The organism is Limnobacter sp., assembly GCF_036846585.1.
In the GTDB taxonomy this organism is placed as follows: domain Bacteria; phylum Pseudomonadota; class Gammaproteobacteria; order Burkholderiales; family Burkholderiaceae_B; genus Limnobacter.
In genome coordinates this window covers 26,551-48,147 of the sequence record NZ_DAIUBR010000018.1, presented here as the reverse complement: position 1 = coordinate 48,147, position 21,597 = coordinate 26,551, and the positions used below count along the sequence as shown (strand labels likewise).

Genomic DNA, 21,597 nt, shown 5'->3' with positions numbered 1-21,597 from the left:
ACACAGCGGGGTTTTTTGTTTGTGCGGCTAAAATAGCGGTTTATTGCATTTTCTCGCACCAATCATGAATAGAAAAGCACTTGTGCTGTTTTCTGGCGGCCAAGACAGCACAGTTTGCCTGGCTTGGGCCTTGTCCAAATTCGACCACGTTGAAACGATCGGGTTTGACTACGGCCAGCGCCACCGCATTGAACTGGAATGTCGCCTGACCGTGCTGGACCGCCTGCGCGAGCAATTCCCCGAGTGGGCTGCCAAACTGGGCGAAGACCGTGTAATTGACCTAAGCTGGCTGGGGCAAATATCCGATTGCGCACTGACTGAAGAACGAGAAATCGAACTGAATGAAACTGGGCTGCCCAATACCTTCGTACCGGGTCGCAACCTGGTGTTCTTCTTGATTTCCTCGGCTGTGGCCTATCGCCGGGGTTTGGCTACCCTGGTGGGCGGCATGTGCCAAACTGATTTCTCCGGTTACCCGGATTGCAGGGAAGACACTTTAAAAGCACTGCAAGTGGCCACCAACCTGGGCATGGCCAGCGCCTTCCGGTTTGAAACACCGCTGATGTGGATCGACAAAACCGAAACATTCCAGCTTGGCGAACAATTGGGCGGTAAAAAATTGCTTGAAATTATTGTGCGCGACACCCACACCTGCTACACCGGCGACCGCACACATGAACACGATTGGGGTTTCGGTTGCGGAGAATGCCCAGCCTGCGATTTGCGCATGCGCGGGTGGAAAAACTACATTTCACAACAGAATCAATAGCTTGAACCTGAAAAACCCAACAAGCCCGAAAGCCGCGACAGGCTTGGGTTTGCACATTTTTTAGGCACCACGAAAATAAATGAAGTTATTTTGCGAAAACGTTTGACACAAAAAATTTTCTTGCTATAATTTCGTTCTCTCAACGACGACACGTTGTTGAAATGCGGGAATAGCTCAGTTGGTAGAGCGATACCTTGCCAAGGTATAGGTCGCGAGTTCGAGTCTCGTTTCCCGCTCCAAATTCCTAAGGGGAAGTGCTACACTTCCCCTTTTCTTTGCCCGCCACATTTTTGGTGGAACACCCTTGGCGGGGTGGCAGAGTGGTCATGCAGCGGACTGCAACTCCGTGTACGCCGGTTCGATTCCGACCCCCGCCTCCAAGTTTTTCAAGCCATCAGCCCGGGTGGTGAAATTGGTAGACACAACGGACTTAAAATCCGTCGCTTACCGTAAAAGGGGCGTACCGGTTCGATTCCGGTCCCGGGCACCACAGCCAAGCGCTCTTCAAGCCTTCAATCGCGCGTACAATATCGCATTGCGTCTTGAACCAACTCAAAGAACAACACCGTGACTCGCCGAATTCTTGTTACCTCCGCCCTGCCGTATGCCAACGGCGCCATTCACCTGGGCCACTTGGTTGAATACATTCAAACTGACATCTGGGTTCGCTTTCAGAAAATGCAAAGCAACGAGGTGTACTACGTGTGTGCCGACGACACACATGGCACGCCGGTCATGCTGCGCGCGCAAGCCGAGGGCATTAGCCCGGAAGAATTGATTGCCCGGGTCAGCACTGAACACCAGCGCGACTTCGCCAGTTTCCATGTGGGCTTCGACAATTACTATTCCACCAACGCGCCCGAAAACAAGGTGCATTGCGAAACCATTTACACGCGCTTGCGCGATGCGGGTTTGATCCAGACCCGCTCGGTTGAACAGTTCTATGACCCGGTCAAGGAAATGTTCCTCCCCGACCGCTTTATCAAGGGCGAATGCCCCAAGTGCGGCGCGAAAGACCAATACGGCGATTCCTGCGAAGTGTGCGGCGCCACCTACCAACCCACTGAACTGAAAAACGCATATTCAACCGTGTCGGGCGCAGCACCCGTGCGCAAAAGTTCAGACCACTATTTCTTCAAGCTTTCCGATCCGCGCTGTGAAAACTTCCTGCGCCAGTGGACACAAAGCCCTGGGCGCCTGCAAGTTGAAGCAAGCCGCAAAATGCAGGAGTGGTTGGGCGAGGAAGGCAGCGGCAAGCTGGCCGATTGGGACATTTCCCGCGATGCACCCTACTTCGGTTTCGAGATACCCGATGCGCCGGGCAAGTATTTCTATGTGTGGCTGGACGCACCCGTGGGTTACTTCGCCAGCTTCCAGAACCTGTGCGAACGCATTGGTGTGGACTATCAGGAATTCCTGAAAGCCGACACCAACACCGAGATGATTCACTTCATCGGCAAAGACATTCTGTATTTCCACGCCCTGTTCTGGCCTGCCATGCTTGAGTTTGCAGGCCTGCGCACGCCCACCAAAGTGAATGCGCACGGCTTTTTGACCGTGGATGGCGCGAAGATGAGCAAAAGCCGCGGCACCTTTATTACCGCAGAAAGCTTCATTCAACAGGGCTTGAACCCGGAATGGTTGCGCTACTATTTTGCTGCCAAGCTCAACTCCACAATGGAAGATCTGGACTTAAGCTTTTCAGACTTCACCGCGCGCGTGAACAGCGACCTGGTGGGCAAGTACATCAACATTGCAAGCCGCAGCGCTGGGTTTTTGGTGAAAAACTTCGAAGGCCGTGTTCTCGATTCAGCCATGCAGCACCCGCTGCTGCTCGAAATACGCGCGCAAGCTGAGGCCATTTCCGAACACTACAATGAACGAGAATACGGCAAGGCCATTCGCGAAGTGATGGCTTGCGCCGACAAAGTGAACGCCTTTGTTGATCATGAAAAACCATGGGAGCTTGCGAAAAACCCGGACAAGCAAGCCGAGTTGCAAACCGCATGCTCCATTTGCCTGGAAGCATTCCGATTGCTGACCCTGTACCTGAAGCCCGTCTTACCCGTACTGGCTGGCAATGCTGAAAGCATTCTGGATGTTGCCCCCATGACCTGGGCTGATGTCAACACACCATTGAGCAGCGCCACGCCCGTGCAGGCATTCAAACACCTGATGCAGCGCGTGGATCAAAAGCAGATTGATGCACTGATTGACGCCAACAAACAATCGCTTTCACCTGCTGCACCAGCCCCGGTAAAAACCAATACCAAAAAACCTGCCAAGGAAGCCACAAGCACCATGCCAGGCGAGTTCATCAGCATTGACGACTTCACCAAAATTGATCTTCGAATTGGCTTGGTAAAAGAATGCAAAGCTGTTGAAGGTTCAACCAAATTGTTGCAACTGACTGTCGACCTGGGCGAGGAAAAACCACGCAATATTTTCTCGGGGATTGCAGCGCATTACACGCCTGAAAACTTGACTGGGCAATATGTGGTGGTGGTCGCCAACCTGGCACCACGCAAAATGAAGTTTGGAATTTCTGAAGGCATGGTGCTGTGTGCTGCATCAGAAAATGACGCTGCACTAAGCACACTGACCGCCTTGGGCAAACTGACCCCGGGAATGAAAATCAGCTAAAAGGAAAGCATGGCCACCCCCCAGTTTCTGAAAACGCTTAAGCCGTTCAAACCACGCATCGTGGAAAGCATGCAGGGATACAATTCCCGGCGATTTCTGAAAGACCTGGGGGCGGGTGTCACCGTGGGTGTAGTCGCCCTGCCCCTGGCCATGGCCTTTGCGATTGCCAGCGGGCTTGAACCCCAAACCGGTTTGTTCACTGCCATCGTGGCGGGCTTCATCATTTCCGCATTTGGCGGATCCAACTATCAAATTGGTGGCCCCGCCGGGGCATTCATTGTGGTGGTGCTGGGCATTGTTAACCAGTACGGCGTGGCCAATTTGATTGCCTGCACCTTGATGGCAGGCGCCCTTCTTTTTCTGATGGGGCTGACCGGGTTGGGCAGTCTGATCAGGCTGATCCCGGTCAGCATTGTGATCGGTTTCACCAACGGCATTGCAGTGTTGATCGCGCTGTCGCAAGTCAAAGACTTCTTCGGCCTGAACATTGACACAATTCAAGGCAACTTCTTCGAAAAAAACTGGGCCTTGCTTCAAGCCATACCCGGCTTGAACTGGTCTGCATTCTTGTTGGCCAGCCTCAGCCTCACTTTCCTTTTTGTGTGGCCCAGGTTATTTGGACTGCTTGGCAAAAACCGCACTGAAGGTGCATTCCCTAAAATTCTGCAAAGTGTTCCTGGCTCGGTGTTGCTGCTGGTCGTGGGCACTTTGATTTCATTCAGTCTTGGACTGAATGTAGAAACCATCGGCAGTAAGTTTGGAGAAATTCCGCGCAGCCTTCCCACCGTGGCCTGGCCGTCAATCGAATTGGCCAGCATTCAAACACTGATCGGCCCTACCCTCACCATTGCCTTCCTGTGCGCAATTGAATCGCTGTTGTGTGCCCGCGTAGCCGATGGAATTACCCATGAAAAGCACGACCCCAATCAGGAATTAATGGCTCAGGGTTTGGCAAACATGGCTTCGCCCCTGTTTGGGGGCATGCCCGCCACGGGCACTATTGCCCGCACAGTAACCAACATTCGTTCGGGTGGTAATTCCCCGGTTGCCGGCATTGTTCACGCGTTTACCTTGCTGATCATCATGCTGGTGGCCGCCCCCCTGGCATTCCACATACCGCTGGCCGTGCTGTCGGCGGTGCTGATGTTTGTAGCCTACAACATGGGCGAGTGGCGCGAATTTCCGAAACTTAAACAGTACAGCACAATTTACAAAGTCATCATGCTGGCCACATTCCTGTTAACGGTCATCGTTGACCTTACAGTGGCCGTGCAAGTTGGTTTGGTGTTGGCCGGTGTGTTTTTCATCTACAGGGTTTCAACCCTGACGGAATTCATCCCCATTTACCTGAAAGATGAAGACCGCGCCAAAGGCATCGTGGCTTACAAAATCTACGGATCACTCTTCTTTGCGGTGGTCGGCAAAATTGAAAACCTGATTTTGAACACCAAAAAATCCACCAAAGTGCTGATTCTCGACCTGCATCAAACCATTTCAATCGATACCACTGCACTGGAAGGGCTGGAAGAATTGAACGCCGAACTGCAACGCGCAGGCCACACACTGGTTTTTTGTGGTTTGAACAATCAGGCTTTGTCCCTGTTCAAACGCAGTGGTTTTTCCGCCCAGCTGCTGCCAGGGCAAATTCAGGAGGACTTTTCATTGGCGATATTGCACGCCCATGCAATTTCCATCGAGGATCAGGCTGGCGCCTGATAAAATGAAAAAATTCCTTTTAAACCATTTGTTTGGTGCACCACCATGAAATACGAATCTGAAGCAAGCCAGTTTTTGACCCAGCTCAAGAACGAGCGCCCTCACCTTGAAGGTGAACAGCGAAAAGGCAGATCCCTGCTGTGGGACAAACAACTGGACCGCACCCTTCAAGAAGGCTTTGAAAAAGCCAAAGTGCCCCAGAAGCCCTACGTGTACCAAACCAAGTAAGCAGCCCGCAATTGAACAGCGACCTGGATGATGTCAGTACACTGACACCCAAAGACAGCACACCCAACACAGTAGACGGCGTTGGGCTGGCCCGTTTGTATGGTTCGCCGCTGTTCAACATGCCCAAAGACCTGTACATTCCGCCCGATGCGCTGGAAATTTTTCTGGAGGCATTTGAAGGGCCGCTGGACTTGCTGCTGTATCTGATTCGCAAGCAAAACTTCAACATTCTCGACATTCCCATGGCGGAGCTGACCCGCCAATACCTCACCTACGTTGAAGAAATTCGCACACGCAACCTTGAACTGGCTGCCGAATACCTGCTCATGGCCGCCATGCTGATTGAAATCAAGTCACGCATGCTGTTGCCAGTCATCCCGAAAGAAGGGCAAGAAGAAGCGGAAGATCCGCGCGCGGAATTGGCGCGCCGCTTGATTGAATACGAGCAAATGAAACTGGCTGCCCAAGAACTGGACAGAGTACCCCTGGTTGGTCGCGATTTCTGGATTGCCCACGCATATCACGACCCCAACACCGTTGAGCGATTCCCGGATGTAAACCCCGATGAACTTCGCGATGCATGGCAGGCCATCTTGCGCCGTGCATCACTGGTGAAAGCACACACCATTTCCCGTGAAGAATTGTCGGTGCGCGAGCACATGACCATGATTCTGCGTCGCCTTCAAACTCAAAAATTCGTCGAATTTTTCGACATGTTCGACATTGAACGCGGAGTGCCTGTTGTCGTGGTGAACTTCATTGCCATGCTTGAACTGACGCGCGAGGGATTGGTGAAGGTAACCCAGGCCGAGCCGTTTGCGCCCATCTATGTGCGCTTGGGCTACGAAGCCACGGGCGGCAGCAGCGCAGACAACATCGTTCCTGCTTAAGTAGTCGCTTACTTTGTTCCAGTGCATATGCGAAGTCGCATGCCCTGAGCCTGTATCAAACAGGGGAATTCGACTTGATCAAGGCAGAATGAGTGGCGTACTGCAAATCACCAATCACCACAATTCCACATCAACATTCAACCAAAGAAGTCCTTCACCTTGTCCATCCATCCCTTCGCCCGTGGCGAATGCTTGTCACCATCCGCCGTGCAGGAAACCTCGAATTCCTTGAGCAATTCTTTCTGCCGGTCCGACAAACGCACCGGCGTTTCCACCACAATGTGGCAGAACAAGTCGCCAGGGTAAGATGAACGCACACCCTTGATGCCCTTGCCACGCAAGCGGAATGTTTTACCGGTTTGCGTGCCCTCGGGAATATCAAACGATGCTTTGCCGCCCAGGGTGGGCACTTCAATGGTGCCGCCCAATGCCGCCGCAGCGAAGGAAATTGGCATTTCACAATGCAGGTCATCACCATCGCGCTGAAACACCGAGTGTTCTTTCAAGTGCACCTCAACGTACAGGTCGCCCGCTGGGCCACCATTCACGCCAGGCTCGCCTTTGCCACTCAAGCGAATGCGCATGCCATCGTCAATGCCGGCAGGCACTTTCACCTCCAGTGTTTTGTTGGTTTTCTTGCGACCCAAGCCTTCACAATCGTGACAAGGGTGCGGAATCATTTTGCCTGTGCCATGGCATTTGGGGCAGGTTTGTTGAACACTGAAAAAGCCTTGGGTCATGCGCACCGCGCCAGAACCACCACAGGTGGAACAGGTTTCAGGCTTGGTACCAGGCTTTGCGCCACTGCCTGAACAGGTTCCGCAGTTGTCCCACACTGGCACACGGATCTGCGTATCGAAACCCTTTGCGGCCTGTTCCAGCGTAATTTCCATGTTGTACTTCAGGTCTGAACCCCGGTACATCTGGGATTGACGAGAACCACCGCCCCCGCCCGCACGGCCACCGAAAATGTCGCCGAATATGTCGCCAAAGGCATCCGAGAAATCATTAAAGCCACCTGCACCACCGCCGCCAGCGCCCATATTGGGATCAACACCAGCATGGCCATAACGATCGTAAGCAGAGCGTTTTTGGGGATCGGTCAACATCTCATAGGCCTCTTTGGCCTCTTTGAACTTGGCTTCCGCATCCGCATTGTTGGGGTTGCGGTCGGGGTGATACTTCATCGCCATTTTTCGATAAGCTTTTTTCAGATCATCGTCCGTGGCATTTTTTTGTACACCCAAAATGTCGTAGAAGTCCCGTTTTGCCATGTCAGTCTCAATTCGTGCAGTTCACGGTGTTCGCGAATTACTGCTTTTATTCGTACAAAAAGGGCTTCACTGAAAAACTGCAGAATATGCAGCCAACCAGTGTGCCCTTGGTTTCATGCGGAACGCCAAAAGGCGCCCCGCTACCCCAATTACTTGTCTTTCACTTCCTTGAAATCAGCGTCGACCACATCATCGGCATCATTTCTGGAAGCAGACTGCTGATCACCACCGCCGGGCGCAGCACCCTCTGCAGCACCTTCAGCAGCCTGTTGGGCCTGCATGTCGGCGTACATTTTTTCACCCAGCTTTTGGGCTGATTCCGCCAACTCCTTGGTGCGGGCATCAATTGTTTCTTTGTCGTCACCTTTGGCAGCTTCTTCCAAAGCCTTGCATGCAGCTTCAATTTTTTCCTTCTCGCCTGCTTCCAGCTTGTCGCCATATTCGCCCAAGCTCTTGCGGGTGCTGTGCACCAGCGCATCGGCCTGGTTTTTGGCTTCGGCCAGTTCACGGCGCTTGGCATCGTCGGCCGCATTGGCTTCGGCGTCTTTCACCATTTTCTGGATTTCGTCTTCACTCAAACCAGAATTGGCCTTGATCACAATCTTGTTTTCTTTGCCAGTGCCCTTGTCTTTCGCTGACACATGCAAAATACCGTTTGCATCAATGTCGAAAGTCACTCCAATCTGGGGCACACCGCGTGGTGCGGGTGGAATGCCTTCCAGGTTGAATTCACCCAGGCTTTTGTTGTCATTCGCCATCTGGCGCTCACCCTGGAACACCTTGATGGTTACGGCAGGTTGGTTGTCGTCTGCAGTTGAAAACACCTGGCTGAACTTGGTGGGGATAGTCGTGTTTTTCTCGATCATCTTGGTCATCACGCCGCCCATGGTTTCAATACCCAGTGACAGTGGCGACACATCCAGCAGCAACACGTCTTTGCGGTCACCACTCAACACGGAACCCTGAATTGCGGCACCTGCGGCCACGGCCTCGTCGGGGTTCACGTCTTTGCGAGGCTCTTTGCCGAAGAAGTTCTTCACCGCTTCCTGCACTTTTGGCATGCGGGTCATGCCGCCCACCAAAATGATGTCGTCAATTTGTGAAGTAGACAAACCTGCATCTTTCAATGCCATTTTCATCGGCTCTACAGTGCGGGCGATCAGGTCTTCAACCAGGGCTTCCAGTTTGGAACGGCTCAACTTGGTGGTCAGGTGCACGGGTGCGCCATTGGCCATCGCAATGTAGGGCTCGTTGATTTCTGTTTGCTGTGAAGAGGACAACTCGATCTTCGCGCGCTCGGCAGCAGCCTTGATACGCTGTAATGCGATCGGGTCTTTGGACAAATCAACGCCGTTATTCTTTTTGAACTCGTCGATGATGTGGTCAATAATGCGCTGGTCGAAGTCTTCACCACCCAGGAAGGTGTCGCCGTTAGTCGACAACACTTCAAACTGCTTTTCACCGTCGATGTCGGCAATTTCAATGATGGACACGTCAAACGTACCACCGCCCAAGTCATACACCGCAATTTTGCGATCTCCCTTCTCGGCCTTGTCCATGCCGAAAGCCAACGCTGCAGCGGTGGGTTCGTTAATGATGCGCTTGACATCCAGGCCAGCAATGCGACCTGCGTCTTTCGTGGCCTGGCGCTGGCTGTCGTTGAAGTAAGCGGGCACTGTAATCACGGCCTCAGTCACTTCTTCGCCCAGATAATCTTCGGCGGTTTTCTTCATCTTGCGAAGCACTTCAGCCGACACCTGGGGGGGGGCCAATTTCTGGTCGCGCACACTGACCCATGCATCGCCGTTGTCGGCTTTCATGATAGTGAAAGGCATCATGTCGATGTCTTTTTGCACTTCATCGTCTTCAAACTTGCGACCGATCAGGCGCTTTACAGCGTACAGGGTGTTCTTGGGGTTGGTTACAGCCTGGCGCTTGGCGGGTGCACCCACCAGAATTTCACCGTCTTCCATGTAAGCAATGATGGAAGGGGTTGTGCGCGCACCTTCAGAATTTTCGATGACTTTGTAGCCACCACCTTCAAACACTGCAACGCAAGAATTGGTGGTTCCCAAGTCAATGCCGATAATTTTTCCCATGAATTTCTCCGTAATTTCCAGATTCTGTCAATTTTCAGTTAAAACCAATATGGGGCTAAAGCCCTGTAGTTCAAGGGGTCTTTAGACCCGGTTCAACAATTTATTGCGCGACCGACACCAAAGCAGGTCGCAGCACGCGATCATTAATCAGGTAACCCTTTTGCAGCACCATCACCACATGGTTGGGTGCCACCGCTGGCTCTACTGAACTGCCGGGCACCATGGCCACGGCCTGGTGCCTGTTCGGATCAAACTTCTCGCCCACGGGGTTCAACACCACCACCTTGCCGCGCTCAAATGCGGCCTCAAGCTGGCGCAAGGTTGCAGCCACACCGTCTTTCAACGCTTCCGGGGTTTGATTTTCAACGGCGAGCGCCATTTCCAGGCTGTCGCGCACAGGCACAAGCGACTCAGCAAAAGATTCAATCGCGTACTTGTGGGCCTTGGCCACATCGTCCTGAGTGCGGCGACGCAGGTTTTCCATGTCAGCAGCCAGGCGCAAATACACTTCCTTGGACTTCTCAACCTCATGGTGCGCATTTTCCAGCGCAGCTTTCAGCACAGAAACTTCGTCTTGAGGTGCTTCTTGCTGAACAGCCTGCTCGGTTTCACCTTGGGTCTGCGCACCTTGCTGCTGACCTTCTGGGGCCTGGGCGGCTGACGTTTGTTCGTCGACGCTCGGCTTTCCAGTGGGTTCTGACATGTCTTTTCCTCCAAATGAATTTAAAGGAGGCGACAAGCACACACCCATCGCCCCCACACTGGACGGCAAATGGGGGCTTGAACGTGAATTTCAAGCCCCCAAGGTCCACTATTTGCCATTAATTGCAGAAAATTCTTACTGCGCGCCCATTTCAAGCGCCAGTTTTCGGCTTTCAGCCAGTTCATGCGCCATGGATTCTTCATACCCCATGTCGACCGGCCACCCCTGCATGTGCTGTGCGGTAATTTCAGACAGCATGGCCGCTGACAAATCGCTATCGTTCAAACAGGCAATATAGTGAAACTCGCCACCACCTGCGTGCTGAAAGTCTTCGCGGCCTTCCTGGTTAATTTCCTCCAGTGTTTCAAGGCAATCGGCCATGAAACCGGGGCACATCACATCAATGCGCTTGGTGCCCGCCTGCCCCAAAGCCTGCAATGTTTTGTCCGTGTAGGGTTCAAGCCATTTGGCCTTGCCGAACCGGCTTTGAAAGGTGACCCGGTAATTGCCTTTTTGCAGCCCCAGTTCTTCGGCCAGCAAGCGCGCGGTTTTTTGGCACTCGCAATGGTAGGGGTCGCCCTTTAGCAGCGTCATTTCTGGTACGCCATGAAAGCTGAACAGCAACACATCGCCCTGCGTGAAATTCGGTTTGCCGTTGGCCTGCCAGTGCTTGCGCACGCTTTCGGCCAGCGCATGAATGTAGGCCGGGTGGTCATGATAGTGCTTCACCAAACGCAATTCAGGAATGTTGCGCACGGGCTTGGCCCAATCGAATACCGCATCAAACACAGAAGCGGTGGTGGCGGCAGCATATTGTGGGTACAGCGGGAACACCAACACATGGTCGTAACCATCTTTGCGAAGCTGATCCATGCGGCTGGCCACCGACGGGTTGCCATAGCGCATTGCCAGTTCAACACGCACATCCCAGCGCCTGGCTTTGAAAGCGTCGCTGAGTACTTTGACCTGTTGCTTGCCAATGGCCAGCAAAGGCGAGCCTTCATCGGTCCACACGGTTGCATATTTGGCTGCAGATTTTTTGGGGCGAATCTGCAAAATAATGCAGTTTAAAATAATCCACCAGATCAACCTTGGAATTTCCACAACGCGAGGGTCTGAAAGAAATTCCTTTAGGTAACGCCGAAGCGATGGTGTGTCCGCATGGTCGGGGGTACCCAGGTTGACAAGCAGCACTGCCGTTTTTTGAGGCGTGCCGTGACGGAAAGGGGCTTCGGTGCGCATGAATACTACCTAGTGAACATCAAGCCTGAAAGTATACCCAAACCCTGTGAAGGGTATGGCTACCCTTAGTCCGGATCAGACAATGCCGAAGACACCAGCTTCGATGTGATGTCCACAATCGGGATCAAACGCTCGTAGGCCATGCGGGTCGGTCCGATCACGCCCAAAGTGCCCACCACCTCGCCATTGACCTGGTAGGGAGCAGAAATCACGCTCATTTCCTCCATCGGCACCAGGCTTGAATCCCCACCAATGAAAATCTGCACGCCCTCGGCCCGGTTAGAACTTTCCAGCAAACGCAACAAGGCGGTGCGCTGCTCGAATACACCGAACATTTTTTTCAGCCTTTCCATGTCGGTGGACAAATCCGACACCTCCATCAACTTGCGCTCACCAGAGAACATCACCCCGTCAGACTGGCTTTCCTCGGCTTCCGTACCCGCATTCACTGCGGCTTGCATCAGCTTGCTGATGTCCTGGCTGATTTGGTGCAGTTCCTCGGACAGGCGCTGTTTGGCCTGTTGAAAGGTCAAACCCGCAAAATGCTGGTTGAAGAAATTCGCAGCCATGGTCAATTCGCTCTGCGTGTATGGCTTTTCAACAATCAGGATGCGATTTTGCACATCACCATCGGGCGTCACGATAATCAGCAACACCTTGCGTTCAGACAAACTTAAAAACTCAACGTGGCGAAACAGTGCGGCTTTTCTCGGTGCAGTAATAACCCCTGCAAACGAGGACAAACTGGAAAGCAGGTTCACCGCCTTGCTCAGCACACGGTTTGGGTCTTCGCGTTGAATGCCGCCGCTTAATGCGGTTTGAACGTCAATGGCCAAGGGCTTCACAGTGAGCAGGGAATCCACAAACATGCGGTAACCCTGCGGTGTGGGCACGCGGCCAGCAGAGGTGTGCGGCGACACCACCAGCCGCAATTCCTCAAGGTCGGCCATGACATTTCGAATGGTGGCCGGACTCAAATCCAGGGTAGACCACTTCGACAAGGCCCGCGAACCCACGGGGCTACCCTCGGTAATGTACCTTTCAACCAATGTTTTCAATATGGAACGGGCGCGTTCGTCTATCATCAATGTCACTTCAAATGCGTGTTGCGATACGATTGGGTCTCAGGCCTCACTTTACGACAAAAACAGGGAATCAAGAATGCCAAAACAGAAAGGGATGTGCATTGCCGTGTTTGCCAAACATGGCGCCTCCCCAAAACAGGCCATTTGGCGAAGTGTGGTTGACCTGTTGGCCGCAAACGCGTTCAACGTGCTGGTCTGCGATTCCATGTTGACCCGCAGCACCTCCAGAAAAAGCAAGGCCGAAGACGATCACCCTAATTTCGAATTTGCCAATCTTGAACAGATCAAGAAGAAAGCAAAAATTGCGGTCATCATTGGTGGCGACGGTACATTTCTAGGCACCGCCCGCGAGCTGGCCGATTGCAATATCCCTCTGATTGGCATTAACCAGGGCCGCCTGGGCTTTTTGACCGACATTCGCCTGGACGACATCAACCCCACCCTGATCGACACCATCAAGGGCCAATCTGTTTCAGAAGCACGTGCCTACCTGCAAGGCCAGATTTTGCGACAAGGCAAAGTGGTTGAAAATCACATCGCCCTGAACGACATTGTGATCAGCCGCGGTATTGTGGGCGGCATGGTTGAACTGCGTGTGGAAGTTGACGGCACCTTCATGTACGACCTGCGTGCAGACGGCCTGATTGTTTCAACCCCCACCGGCTCAACAGCCTACGCCTTGTCGGCAGACGGGCCCATACTGCACCCCAGCCTTGCCGGCTTGCTGATTGTGCCAGTGGCACCGCACGCACTGACCAACCGCCCCATTGCCCTGCCCCAGCACAGCACAATCGATATTTTTGTGACGGGCGGCAAACAAACCGGCGTGCACTTCGACATGCAGTTCAACGGCCGCGCCAAAGTGGGTGACCAAATACGGATCAAGGTGTCACCACACCCTATCCAGCTTTTGCACCCGGCGCGCTATGATTACTTCGCCATGTTGCGGCAAAAACTGCACTGGAGTGCAAGCCCTACAGAAGCCCCCCACAGAACACGCGGACTTAGAGACAGCGGCCATGCTAAATAGTTTGACCATTCAGGATTTCGTTATTGTCGACAAACTCGATTTGCATTTTGCGCAGGGCATGTCGGTGCTGTCCGGTGAAACCGGCGCGGGCAAATCAATTTTGATTGATGCCCTGTCGCTGTGCCTGGGCGCACGCGCTGATGCCTCACAGGTTCGCGAAGGTTGTGAACGCGCCAACATCACCGCTGTGTTCGAGATCAACCCGGCGGCCAAAGCTATTCTGGATGAACAATCCATTGATTGCAGCGAGGGCGAGATGCACCTGCGCCGGGCCATCGAATCGAATGGTCGATCCAAGGCCTACATCAATGGCACACCGGTGCCCGCAAGTACATTGAAAGAATTGTCAGAAACACTGATCGACATTCATGGTCAACACGCCTTTCAAACCCTGGCCAAACCCGGTGAGCAGTTGCGCCTGCTGGATGATTTTGGTCAGCACGGCCCGCTGGTTCAACACATATCGCAGGCGTATTCCCTTCTTAAAAGCGCTGAAAAAGCCTTGAAGCAAGCCCAAAGCAGCCAGGAAGACCGGGCCGCCCGCCTTGAAAACCTGCAATGGAAAATGGATTCGCTGACCAAAGTAGCGCCCAAACCTGGCGAGTGGGAAACACTGAGCAGCGACTTTGACCGCTTAAGCCATGGCGCTGAATTGATCGAGGGCACCCAACACGCAAGCGATGTGCTGTCGCAAAACGAAAATGCACTGCTCGACCAGCTAACGCATGTGATCGAAAAACTGAGTCACCTCAGTACCCGCGACTCCGCGCTTGAAGGCGTGGTAAAAACACTGTCGGAAGGCGAAATCCTGATTCGCGAAGCCAGCTACGATTTGAGCCACTACCTGAAACACAGCGATCTGGACCCCGACACCTTGGCGCAAGTTGAAGCACGCATGTCCTTGTGGCATGAAACTGCACGCAAGTTGCGCATTCAACCCGAAACACTTCATTTTGAGCTGGAAAGCGTTCAATCCGAAATCAAAGGCCTTGAAGAGGGCTTTGATGTAGAAAAACTGCAGAAAGAATTGACTGCAGCACGGCAAACCTATGAAACACAGGCAAGCCTGTTGACAACAGCGCGCAAGAAGGCCGCCCAAGCCTTGTCCAAACGGGTTACTGAATCGATGCAAACGCTGAGCATGCAGGGCGGTGTGTTTGTGGTGGATGTGGCCAAGGGCGACCCCTGCGCCAAAGGCAGCGACGCGATTGAATTCCGTGTGGCAGGCCACCCCGGTGTCACGCCACAGGCCATTCAAAAAGTAGCCTCGGGTGGTGAACTGGCGCGGATCAGCCTGGCCATTACGGTAAACACCGTAGAAAGCACGCCTGTACCTACTTTGATATTCGATGAAGTAGACAGTGGTATTGGCGGCGCAGTGGCTGAAACCGTGGGGCGCTACCTGCGCCTTCTGGCCAAAAACAAGCAAGTGCTGTGTGTGACCCATCTGCCCCAGGTGGCGGCGCAGGGGCACAACCACTTTCAGGTGAGCAAAGACATTTCCGCGCAAACAACGCGGTCAAAAATTGTTCAACTTGAAACCAAAGCCCGCGTAGAGGAAATTGCACGCATGCTGGGTGGACAGGTGATCACCGAGGCCACACGCACAGCAGCGCACGAAATGATTGCCTCGGCAAGTCAGTAACAATTTACTTTCTGCGGTTCTCGCAGTCTTTCTTGGTGCAGGAACCGTAAAGCGACAAGGCATGATCGTGAAGTTCAAACCCGCGGTCCTTCGCAATCATTTTCTGGCGGCGCTCAATTTCCTCGTCAAAAAATTCGACCACCTTGCCGCACTGCACGCACACCAAATGGTCATGGTGCGCGCCCTCGTTCAATTCAAACACCGACTTGCCGGTTTCAAAGTGCTGGCGGGCCAGTAAACCAGCCTGCTCAAACTGCGTTAAAACACGGTAAACAGTGGCCAGGCCAATGTCCAGATCCTCTTGCAGCAACAGTTTGTACACGTCTTCCGCGCTAAGGTGACGGTGGCTCCCGCTTTGGAACAATTCCAGAATTTTCATTCGTGGCAGCGTTGCCTTTAAACCAATGCTTTTTAGATCCGTTGCTGTAGTCATGACTTTGGTACCATTCTGAGGCTTAATCGGGTTCAACTAGCTTATGATAACGCCTTTGCAGGACAAGTTAACGCACCGGATAAGGTACTCTGTTCCCACTTCACATGCGAATTCACAAAACAATGCGTATTTTACGACTGAATTTGATTTTTTGCTCAGTGCTCGCCCTTGGGGTGTCGGCCTGTTCAATTATTCCCGACAACTACGTCCCCTCGTTTGTCAAGCCTTACAAGTTTGATATTCAGCAAGGCAACTTCGTGACCCAGCAAGATGTTGCCAAGTTGCAAGTGGGAATGACCAAGGAACAAGTTCGTTTTATTCTGGGCACACCGCTGCTCAATGACGCATTTCACAGCAACCGCTGGGATTACGTGTACCGGCTGCTTCGCGCAAATGGTGAAACCACCCAATCCCGATACACCGTGATTTTCGAGAACAATTCCGTAACCCGCCACGGCGGCGAAAACCTGCCTGCAGACCCCACCGATGTGCTGGGCCCAGACGCAGGCGGCAAAGTACCCACCGAACCGCTGCCGTCTGAAAAGCCGGCCGACGACATCAAAGATTCCGAATCCCCGGTGGGCGGCTCGGATCGTGCACCCGTACTTAAATAAACTGCCATGAACAACAAGCCCATTCAAATTGCAATTGCCGGCGCCAGTGGGCGCATGGGCAAAACTTTGATCGAAGCCATTTTGAACCATCCGGATTGCGAACTGGCTGGTGCGTTTGACCAGGCAGGCTCGACCAGCATTGGGCGCGATGCTGGCGATTTCATGGGCATTTCCTCGGGTGTGCTTGTGACAGGAGACGCCGATGCGGCCTTGTCCAAAGCCGATGTACTGATCGACTTCACCCGACCCGAGGGCACACTGCACCACCTCACCCTGTGCGAAAAACATGGTGTGAAAGCCGTGATCGGCACCACCGGCTTCGAGCCCAAGCAACTGGAAGAACTCAAACAAGCCTCAGAAAAGGTGGCCATGGTGTGGTCACCCAATATGGCAGTCGGCGTGAATGCCACATTCAAATTGCTGGAAGTGGCCGCCAAAATTCTGGCCCAAGGCTACGACATTGAAATCATAGAAGCCCACCACAGCAAAAAAGTAGACGCACCTTCGGGCACAGCGCTGCGCATGGGCGAAGTCATTGCCAATGGATTGGGCGTTGACCTGCAAGACGTGGGTGTGTTTGCCCGCGAAGGCATCACTGGTGAACGCAAGGCGGGCACCATCGGCTTTTCCACCATTCGCGGTGGCGACATTGTGGGCGACCACACTGTACTCTTTGCCGGTGCGGGCGAACGAATTGAAATTACCCACAAGTCATCAAGCCGGATGACCTACGCGCAAGGCTCAATTCGCGCTGCGCAGTTTTTAATGAACCAAAACAAGGGCTTGTTTGACATGCAAGACGTACTGGGCCTGAAAACTTTGTTTTAACCTCATGCAAAACTGTAGTAGATTGCCGTAAGCGCCTGTATAGTCTGGTTAAAATACACACAACAGTAACCCTAGAGTGAATCCACTCGAAGATGGAGCCAGCCAATGACGCAATCCCTGCTTGCGAAACTCGACGAACTTCAAGTGAAAGTGTCCAGCCTGGCCAAAGCGCTTGAACAAAGTCGGTATGAAAGCAAAGTCACCAAAGAACAAATCGAAGCCTTGCGTCGCGAAAACGAGCAACTGCACAAAAAAGTGAATCACGCCCAGGGGCAGATCAATCAAATGCTGAACCAATGGTTCCCTGAACTGGAACTGAACGCGGAGGAATAAATTGGAAGCACTTGACGTCAAAATCATGGGTCGGGAATTTCGCATTGCCTGCAAACCCGAAGAACGCGCTGCCTTGCAGCAGGCTGTGAATATTGTAGAAACCAAAATGTCGAGCATCCGCAACACTGGCAAGGTTGTTGGGCTCGATAAAATCGCTGTCATGGCGGCTTTGCAGATCGCCCACGAATCGCTCGTTGGAAGTAATCCGTCCAACCCCGTTTTAGGGCTGGACATTGAGACGATTGAGCGTAAAATCGAGGCCATAGAACAAATGGTTGACAGCAGTTTAAGCAACCTGGCCGGCAAGCCCAAAAACGCCGATTTGTTCGAATAGATAATTCGTTTAATCTCTGCCGTGCCCGTATTGGTCAGTATTCCGTGAACCAATATCTGTGATCCCGGTTGCGGACTTTTCGAAGTCGGTGTGATTCCCTCTTAGTCAGGGAAACCTGAAGACTTCAATACTGCGACCCACTTGAACCCTAGGTTCAGGGATCGGGCCAGTATGGCATCGGCAGAGACCCCACACCGGGGCGATTGAACCCAAGTTCAGTCGCCTCTTTTTTTGTGCCTGTTTTGGTTTCATACATGATATTTGACCCGGTATTTATTGTTTCCCTACTTGTGTTGGGCGTTATCAGCGGCGTGTTGGCCGGTTTGTTGGGCATCGGCGGCGGCATGCTGCTGGTGCCGTTTCTCACCTTCCTGATGGTGGGTCAGGGTGTACCGGTTGAACACGTGGTGCACTCGGCCATTGCCACATCACTGGCCATCATTATTTTCACCAGTATTTCAAGCGCGCGCGCCCACCACAAGGCAGGGGCCGTGCGTTGGGACATCGTGAAATTCCTGACCCCCGGCATTTTAATTGGTGGCTTCATCGGTTCAAAAATTGTTTCCTACCTGCCAACCCGTGAACTGGCCTTGGTGTTCGGTATTTTTGTGTTTTTCTCGGCCTACCAGTTGTACGCAGACAAAAAACCCAAGCCCACACGAACCCTGCCCAAAGCAGCGGGGCTTACCGGTGTGGGCACGGTGATTGGCACCGTTTCAAGCATTGTGGGTGCGGGCGGCGGTTTTATTTCCGTACCGTTCATGGTGTGGAGCAATGTGCCACTGCGCAATGCAGTGGCCACATCAGCGGCTCTGGGCCTGCCAATTGCTGTGTTTGCCAGTATTGGCTACGTCATCAACGGCTTGCACCTGCAAGGCATGCCACCCGGTTCGCTGGGTTATGTGTACCTGCCCGCCGTGGTATGCGTGGCAGGCTTGAGCGTGTTCTTTGCGCCGCAAGGTGCAAAGCTGGCACACACGCTACCTGTCAAAAAGATCAAACGGATTTTCGCAATTTTGCTGACATTCATCGCCCTTTCAATGATCTACAAAGCAAGCACCGGGTTTTAAGCTTTTTGTTGTTTCAACAAGGCAGTCATGGTGTCAAGCCCGGTGGGCTTGTTCCTTGACCACGCCAACAACGCAATCCCGCCCAGAATCATCGGCACGCAAAGCCACTGTCCCATCGACAAGCCCAGAGAAAGGGTACCCAAAAACCGGTCAGGCTCGCGGGCGTATTCAACAACAAAACGGGCAGCACCGTAACCAATCAAGAACCAGGCAGACACTGCCGCGCGTGGGCGAGGCTTGCTGGCAAACCACCACAGACCGATGAACAGGGCAATGCCCTCCAGGCTCATTTGGTACAACTGCGAAGGGTGGCGCGCAAGGGCGTCACCTGCCTGGGGAAATACAACCCCCCACCAACCATCCGTTGGGCGGCCCCACAACTCACCGTTGATGAAATTGCCCAAGCGCCCCAAGGCCAGACCAATGGGCACAGCCGGTGCAACAAAATCCATCACATCGAAAAACTTCCAGCCTTTGAACCTGCCATAGATGAAACACACCAGCAGCACACCAAGGAAGCCACCGTGAAACGACATGCCCCCTTCCCAAATCGCCAGAATTTCAGCGGGGTTGGCAATGTAATAGTCGGGTTTGTAAAAAAGCACATAACCCAGACGACCGCCAAAAATAACGCCCAATACAGCCCAGGTCAGCATGTTGTCCACATCAACCACCTTGATGGCTGGAAACAAATGCAAGCGGCGCTTAGCCAACATGATGAACGCCACGAAGGCCAACAGATACATCAAACCGTACCAGCGAATGGCCACAGGCCCAATCGAAATGGCAATGGGATCAAATTCAGGATGAACAAACATGGGAAGCCCGGAATATGGAAACCGCTCAATTGTACTGCCCTGAGGACTACCGGTTGATGAATGAGGGCATTCATGCGCCCAGCGGTACGTCATAAAATGGTAAATTCTCGTTTTGAATCCAATTCCACCTGCGAGCTTTTGCAATGAGCATCAATCGACGTTCCAAGAACATCACCCAGGGCGTGGCCCGTTCGCCCAACCGCGCGATGTACTTCGCCATGGGGTACAAAGACGAAGACTTCAACAACCCAATGATTGGCATTGCCAACGGCCATTCCACCATCACGCCTTGCAACAGCGGCTTGCAGCCCCTGGCTGATGCAGCCGTGGCGGCAGTGAAAGAGGCTGGCGGCAACCCACAAATTTTTGGCACGCCTACCATTTCCGATGGCATGAGCATGGGCACCGAAGGCATGAAATATTCGCTGGTAAGCCGTGAAGTGATTGCTGACTGCATTGAAACCGCGGTGCAAGGCCAGTGGATGGATGGCGTGCTGGTGATTGGAGGCTGCGACAAGAACATGCCCGGCGGCATGATCGGCATGGCCCGCATGAATGTGCCCGGCATTTACGTGTACGGCGGCACCATCAAACCGGGGCGCTACAAAGGCAAAGATTTAACCATTGTTTCTGCGTTTGAAGCCGTGGGTGAATTCACCGCTGGCCGCATGAGCGAAGAAGACTTCAAAGGCATCGAGAAAAACGCCTGCCCCAGCTCCGGTTCTTGCGGTGGCATGTACACCGCCAACACCATGAGCTCTGCTTTCGAAGCATTGGGCATGAGCCTGCCCTATTCCAGCACCATGTCGAACATTGATGCTGAAAAGGTAACGTCCACCGCAGAATCTGCCCGGGTACTGATCGAAGCCGTGCGTAACGACCTGAAGCCCCGCGACATCATCAACAAAAAATCGATTGAAAACGCCGTGGCCGTGCTGATGGCCACAGGTGGTTCCACCAACGCTGTGCTGCACTTTCTGGCCATTGCCAAGGCGGCTGACGTGGCTTGGGACTACGAAGACTTTGAACGCGTGCGCCTTCGCACACCCGTGATTTGTAACTTGAAGCCTTCCGGCCAGTATGTTGCAACCGACCTGCACGATGCGGGCGGCATTCCCCAAGTCATGAAAATTCTGCTCGATGCTGGCTTGCTGCACGGCGATTGCATCACCATCACTGGAAAAACAATTGCTGAAACACTGGCAGATATTCCTTCGGTGCCCCGCGCTGATCAAAACGTGATCATGCCGATCGAAAAAGCCCTGTACAAGCAAGGCCACCTGGCGATCCTGAAAGGCAACCTGGCCCCTGAAGGCGCTGTGGCCAAAATCACCGGCTTGAAGAACCCGGTCATCACCGGCCCAGCCAAGGTGTTTGACGACGAACAAAGCGCAATGGATGCAATTTTGGGCGACAAGATCAAAGACGGCGATGTGATTATTCTTCGCTACCTGGGCCCGAAAGGCGGCCCCGGCATGCCTGAAATGCTGGCCCCCACTTCGGCCATTATTGGCAAGGGCTTGGGCGAAACAGTGGGCTTGATCACCGATGGTCGTTTTTCAGGCGGCACCTGGGGCATGGTGGTGGGTCACGTTGCGCCCGAGGCCTACGTCGGTGGCCCTATTGCGCTGATCAAGGAAGGCGATTCCATCACCATGGATGCACACCAGAAATTGCTGCAAATCAACGTAAGCGATGAAGAACTGGCCAAGCGTCGCGAAAGCTGGGTGAAACCCAAGCCACGTTACACCACTGGCGTGCTGGCGAAGTTTGCCGCATTGGCCAGCAGTGCCAGCAAAGGCGCAGTAACCGATGGCGACCTGAACCTGTAAACCCTCAAACA

The 21,597-nt window shown here is 53.3% G+C and carries 20 protein-coding genes, 3 tRNA genes and 1 other RNA gene; 17 read left to right on the top strand and 7 right to left on the bottom strand.

The window, feature by feature from the left end; all coding sequences use genetic code 11:
- Positions 1-64 precede the first annotated feature (64 nt).
- The 8 genes from queC to V7028_RS09745 all read left to right on the top strand — a co-directional run bounded on the left by queC (position 65) and on the right by V7028_RS09745 (position 6,246).
- Positions 65-769, top strand: coding sequence for a 7-cyano-7-deazaguanine synthase QueC (queC, locus tag V7028_RS09780; protein ID WP_334119892.1), 705 nt, complete (start codon positions 65-67; stop codon positions 767-769).
- Between the two features lie 163 nt (positions 770-932).
- Positions 933-1,008: transfer RNA gene (locus tag V7028_RS09775), tRNA-Gly, on the top strand.
- Between the two features lie 67 nt (positions 1,009-1,075).
- Positions 1,076-1,149, top strand: a tRNA-Cys gene (locus V7028_RS09770).
- Between the two features lie 17 nt (positions 1,150-1,166).
- A tRNA-Leu gene (locus V7028_RS09765) sits at positions 1,167-1,259 on the top strand.
- 77 nt (positions 1,260-1,336) lie between these two features.
- Positions 1,337-3,412: a methionine--tRNA ligase gene (metG, locus tag V7028_RS09760; protein ID WP_334119891.1), complete on the top strand. Its 2,076-nt coding sequence runs from the start codon at positions 1,337-1,339 to the stop codon at positions 3,410-3,412.
- Between the two features lie 9 nt (positions 3,413-3,421).
- Complete coding sequence (locus V7028_RS09755) at positions 3,422-5,128, top strand: SulP family inorganic anion transporter (RefSeq protein WP_334119890.1); 1,707 nt, start codon at positions 3,422-3,424, stop codon at positions 5,126-5,128.
- A gap of 45 nt (positions 5,129-5,173) precedes the next feature.
- Positions 5,174-5,356: a DUF3460 family protein gene (locus V7028_RS09750; protein ID WP_334119889.1), complete on the top strand. Its 183-nt coding sequence runs from the start codon at positions 5,174-5,176 to the stop codon at positions 5,354-5,356.
- Positions 5,357-5,367: 11 nt separating this feature from the next.
- Positions 5,368-6,246 carry a segregation and condensation protein A gene (locus V7028_RS09745; protein ID WP_334119888.1) on the top strand — a complete coding sequence of 293 codons (879 nt, stop codon included), beginning with the start codon at positions 5,368-5,370 and terminating at the stop codon, positions 6,244-6,246.
- Between the two features lie 137 nt (positions 6,247-6,383).
- Here V7028_RS09745 and dnaJ read toward each other — a convergent pair whose 3' ends face one another.
- From dnaJ to hrcA, 5 genes are all read right to left on the bottom strand, one after another.
- Positions 6,384-7,520, bottom strand: a complete 1,137-nt coding sequence (dnaJ, locus tag V7028_RS09740; protein ID WP_334119887.1) for a molecular chaperone DnaJ — start codon at positions 7,518-7,520, stop codon at positions 6,384-6,386.
- Positions 7,521-7,669: 149 nt separating this feature from the next.
- Positions 7,670-9,619, bottom strand: a complete 1,950-nt coding sequence (dnaK, locus tag V7028_RS09735) for a molecular chaperone DnaK (RefSeq protein ID WP_334119886.1) — start codon at positions 9,617-9,619, stop codon at positions 7,670-7,672.
- A 100-nt stretch (positions 9,620-9,719) separates the two neighbouring features.
- On the bottom strand, positions 9,720-10,322 hold the full coding sequence (gene grpE / locus V7028_RS09730; protein ID WP_334119885.1) for a nucleotide exchange factor GrpE: 603 nt from the start codon (positions 10,320-10,322) through the stop codon (positions 9,720-9,722).
- Between the two features lie 135 nt (positions 10,323-10,457).
- Positions 10,458-11,564 (bottom strand): ferrochelatase, encoded by a 1,107-nt coding sequence (gene hemH, locus V7028_RS09725; protein ID WP_334119884.1) that lies wholly within the window; start codon positions 11,562-11,564, stop codon positions 10,458-10,460.
- A 65-nt stretch (positions 11,565-11,629) separates the two neighbouring features.
- Complete coding sequence (gene hrcA / locus V7028_RS09720) at positions 11,630-12,649, bottom strand: heat-inducible transcriptional repressor HrcA (protein WP_334119908.1); 1,020 nt, start codon at positions 12,647-12,649, stop codon at positions 11,630-11,632.
- Between the two features lie 76 nt (positions 12,650-12,725).
- Between hrcA and V7028_RS09715 the strand changes: the two genes are divergently transcribed.
- Positions 12,726-13,679 carry an NAD(+)/NADH kinase gene (locus tag V7028_RS09715; RefSeq protein WP_334119883.1) on the top strand — a complete coding sequence of 318 codons (954 nt, stop codon included), beginning with the start codon at positions 12,726-12,728 and terminating at the stop codon, positions 13,677-13,679.
- On the top strand, positions 13,669-15,324 hold the full coding sequence (recN, locus tag V7028_RS09710) for a DNA repair protein RecN (RefSeq protein WP_334119882.1): 1,656 nt from the start codon (positions 13,669-13,671) through the stop codon (positions 15,322-15,324). Before V7028_RS09715 ends, recN begins: the two co-directional genes overlap by 11 nt.
- A gap of 4 nt (positions 15,325-15,328) precedes the next feature.
- On the opposite strand, the gene fur is transcribed toward recN, so the two are convergent.
- A complete protein-coding gene (fur, locus tag V7028_RS09705; protein WP_305564386.1) occupies positions 15,329-15,757 on the bottom strand; it encodes a ferric iron uptake transcriptional regulator in 429 nt (142 codons plus the stop codon).
- A gap of 122 nt (positions 15,758-15,879) precedes the next feature.
- Between fur and V7028_RS09700 the strand changes: the two genes are divergently transcribed.
- The 6 genes from V7028_RS09700 to V7028_RS09675 all read left to right on the top strand — a co-directional run bounded on the left by V7028_RS09700 (position 15,880) and on the right by V7028_RS09675 (position 18,936).
- Positions 15,880-16,371, top strand: coding sequence for an outer membrane protein assembly factor BamE (locus tag V7028_RS09700; RefSeq protein ID WP_334119881.1), 492 nt, complete (start codon positions 15,880-15,882; stop codon positions 16,369-16,371).
- 6 nt (positions 16,372-16,377) lie between these two features.
- A complete protein-coding gene (gene dapB, locus V7028_RS09695) occupies positions 16,378-17,199 on the top strand; it encodes a 4-hydroxy-tetrahydrodipicolinate reductase (RefSeq protein WP_334119880.1) in 822 nt (273 codons plus the stop codon).
- Positions 17,200-17,304: 105 nt separating this feature from the next.
- A complete protein-coding gene (locus V7028_RS09690; RefSeq protein ID WP_334119879.1) occupies positions 17,305-17,532 on the top strand; it encodes a hypothetical protein in 228 nt (75 codons plus the stop codon).
- Between the two features lies 1 nt (position 17,533).
- Entirely contained in the window at positions 17,534-17,866 is a 333-nt protein-coding gene (locus tag V7028_RS09685) for a cell division protein ZapA (RefSeq protein WP_334119878.1), read from the top strand.
- 10 nt (positions 17,867-17,876) lie between these two features.
- A non-coding RNA gene (ssrS, locus tag V7028_RS09680) (6S RNA) lies at positions 17,877-18,057 on the top strand.
- 63 nt (positions 18,058-18,120) lie between these two features.
- On the top strand, positions 18,121-18,936 hold the full coding sequence (locus tag V7028_RS09675) for a sulfite exporter TauE/SafE family protein (protein ID WP_334119877.1): 816 nt from the start codon (positions 18,121-18,123) through the stop codon (positions 18,934-18,936).
- Here V7028_RS09675 and lgt read toward each other — a convergent pair.
- Positions 18,933-19,754 (bottom strand): prolipoprotein diacylglyceryl transferase, encoded by an 822-nt coding sequence (gene lgt, locus V7028_RS09670; protein ID WP_334119876.1) that lies wholly within the window; start codon positions 19,752-19,754, stop codon positions 18,933-18,935. The two genes, V7028_RS09675 and lgt, sit on opposite strands and share 4 nt — an antisense overlap.
- 143 nt (positions 19,755-19,897) lie before the next feature.
- On the opposite strand from lgt, the gene ilvD reads away from it, so the two are divergent.
- A complete protein-coding gene (gene ilvD / locus V7028_RS09665) occupies positions 19,898-21,586 on the top strand; it encodes a dihydroxy-acid dehydratase (protein ID WP_334119875.1) in 1,689 nt (562 codons plus the stop codon).
- The last annotated feature ends 11 nt before the right edge of the window (positions 21,587-21,597 follow it).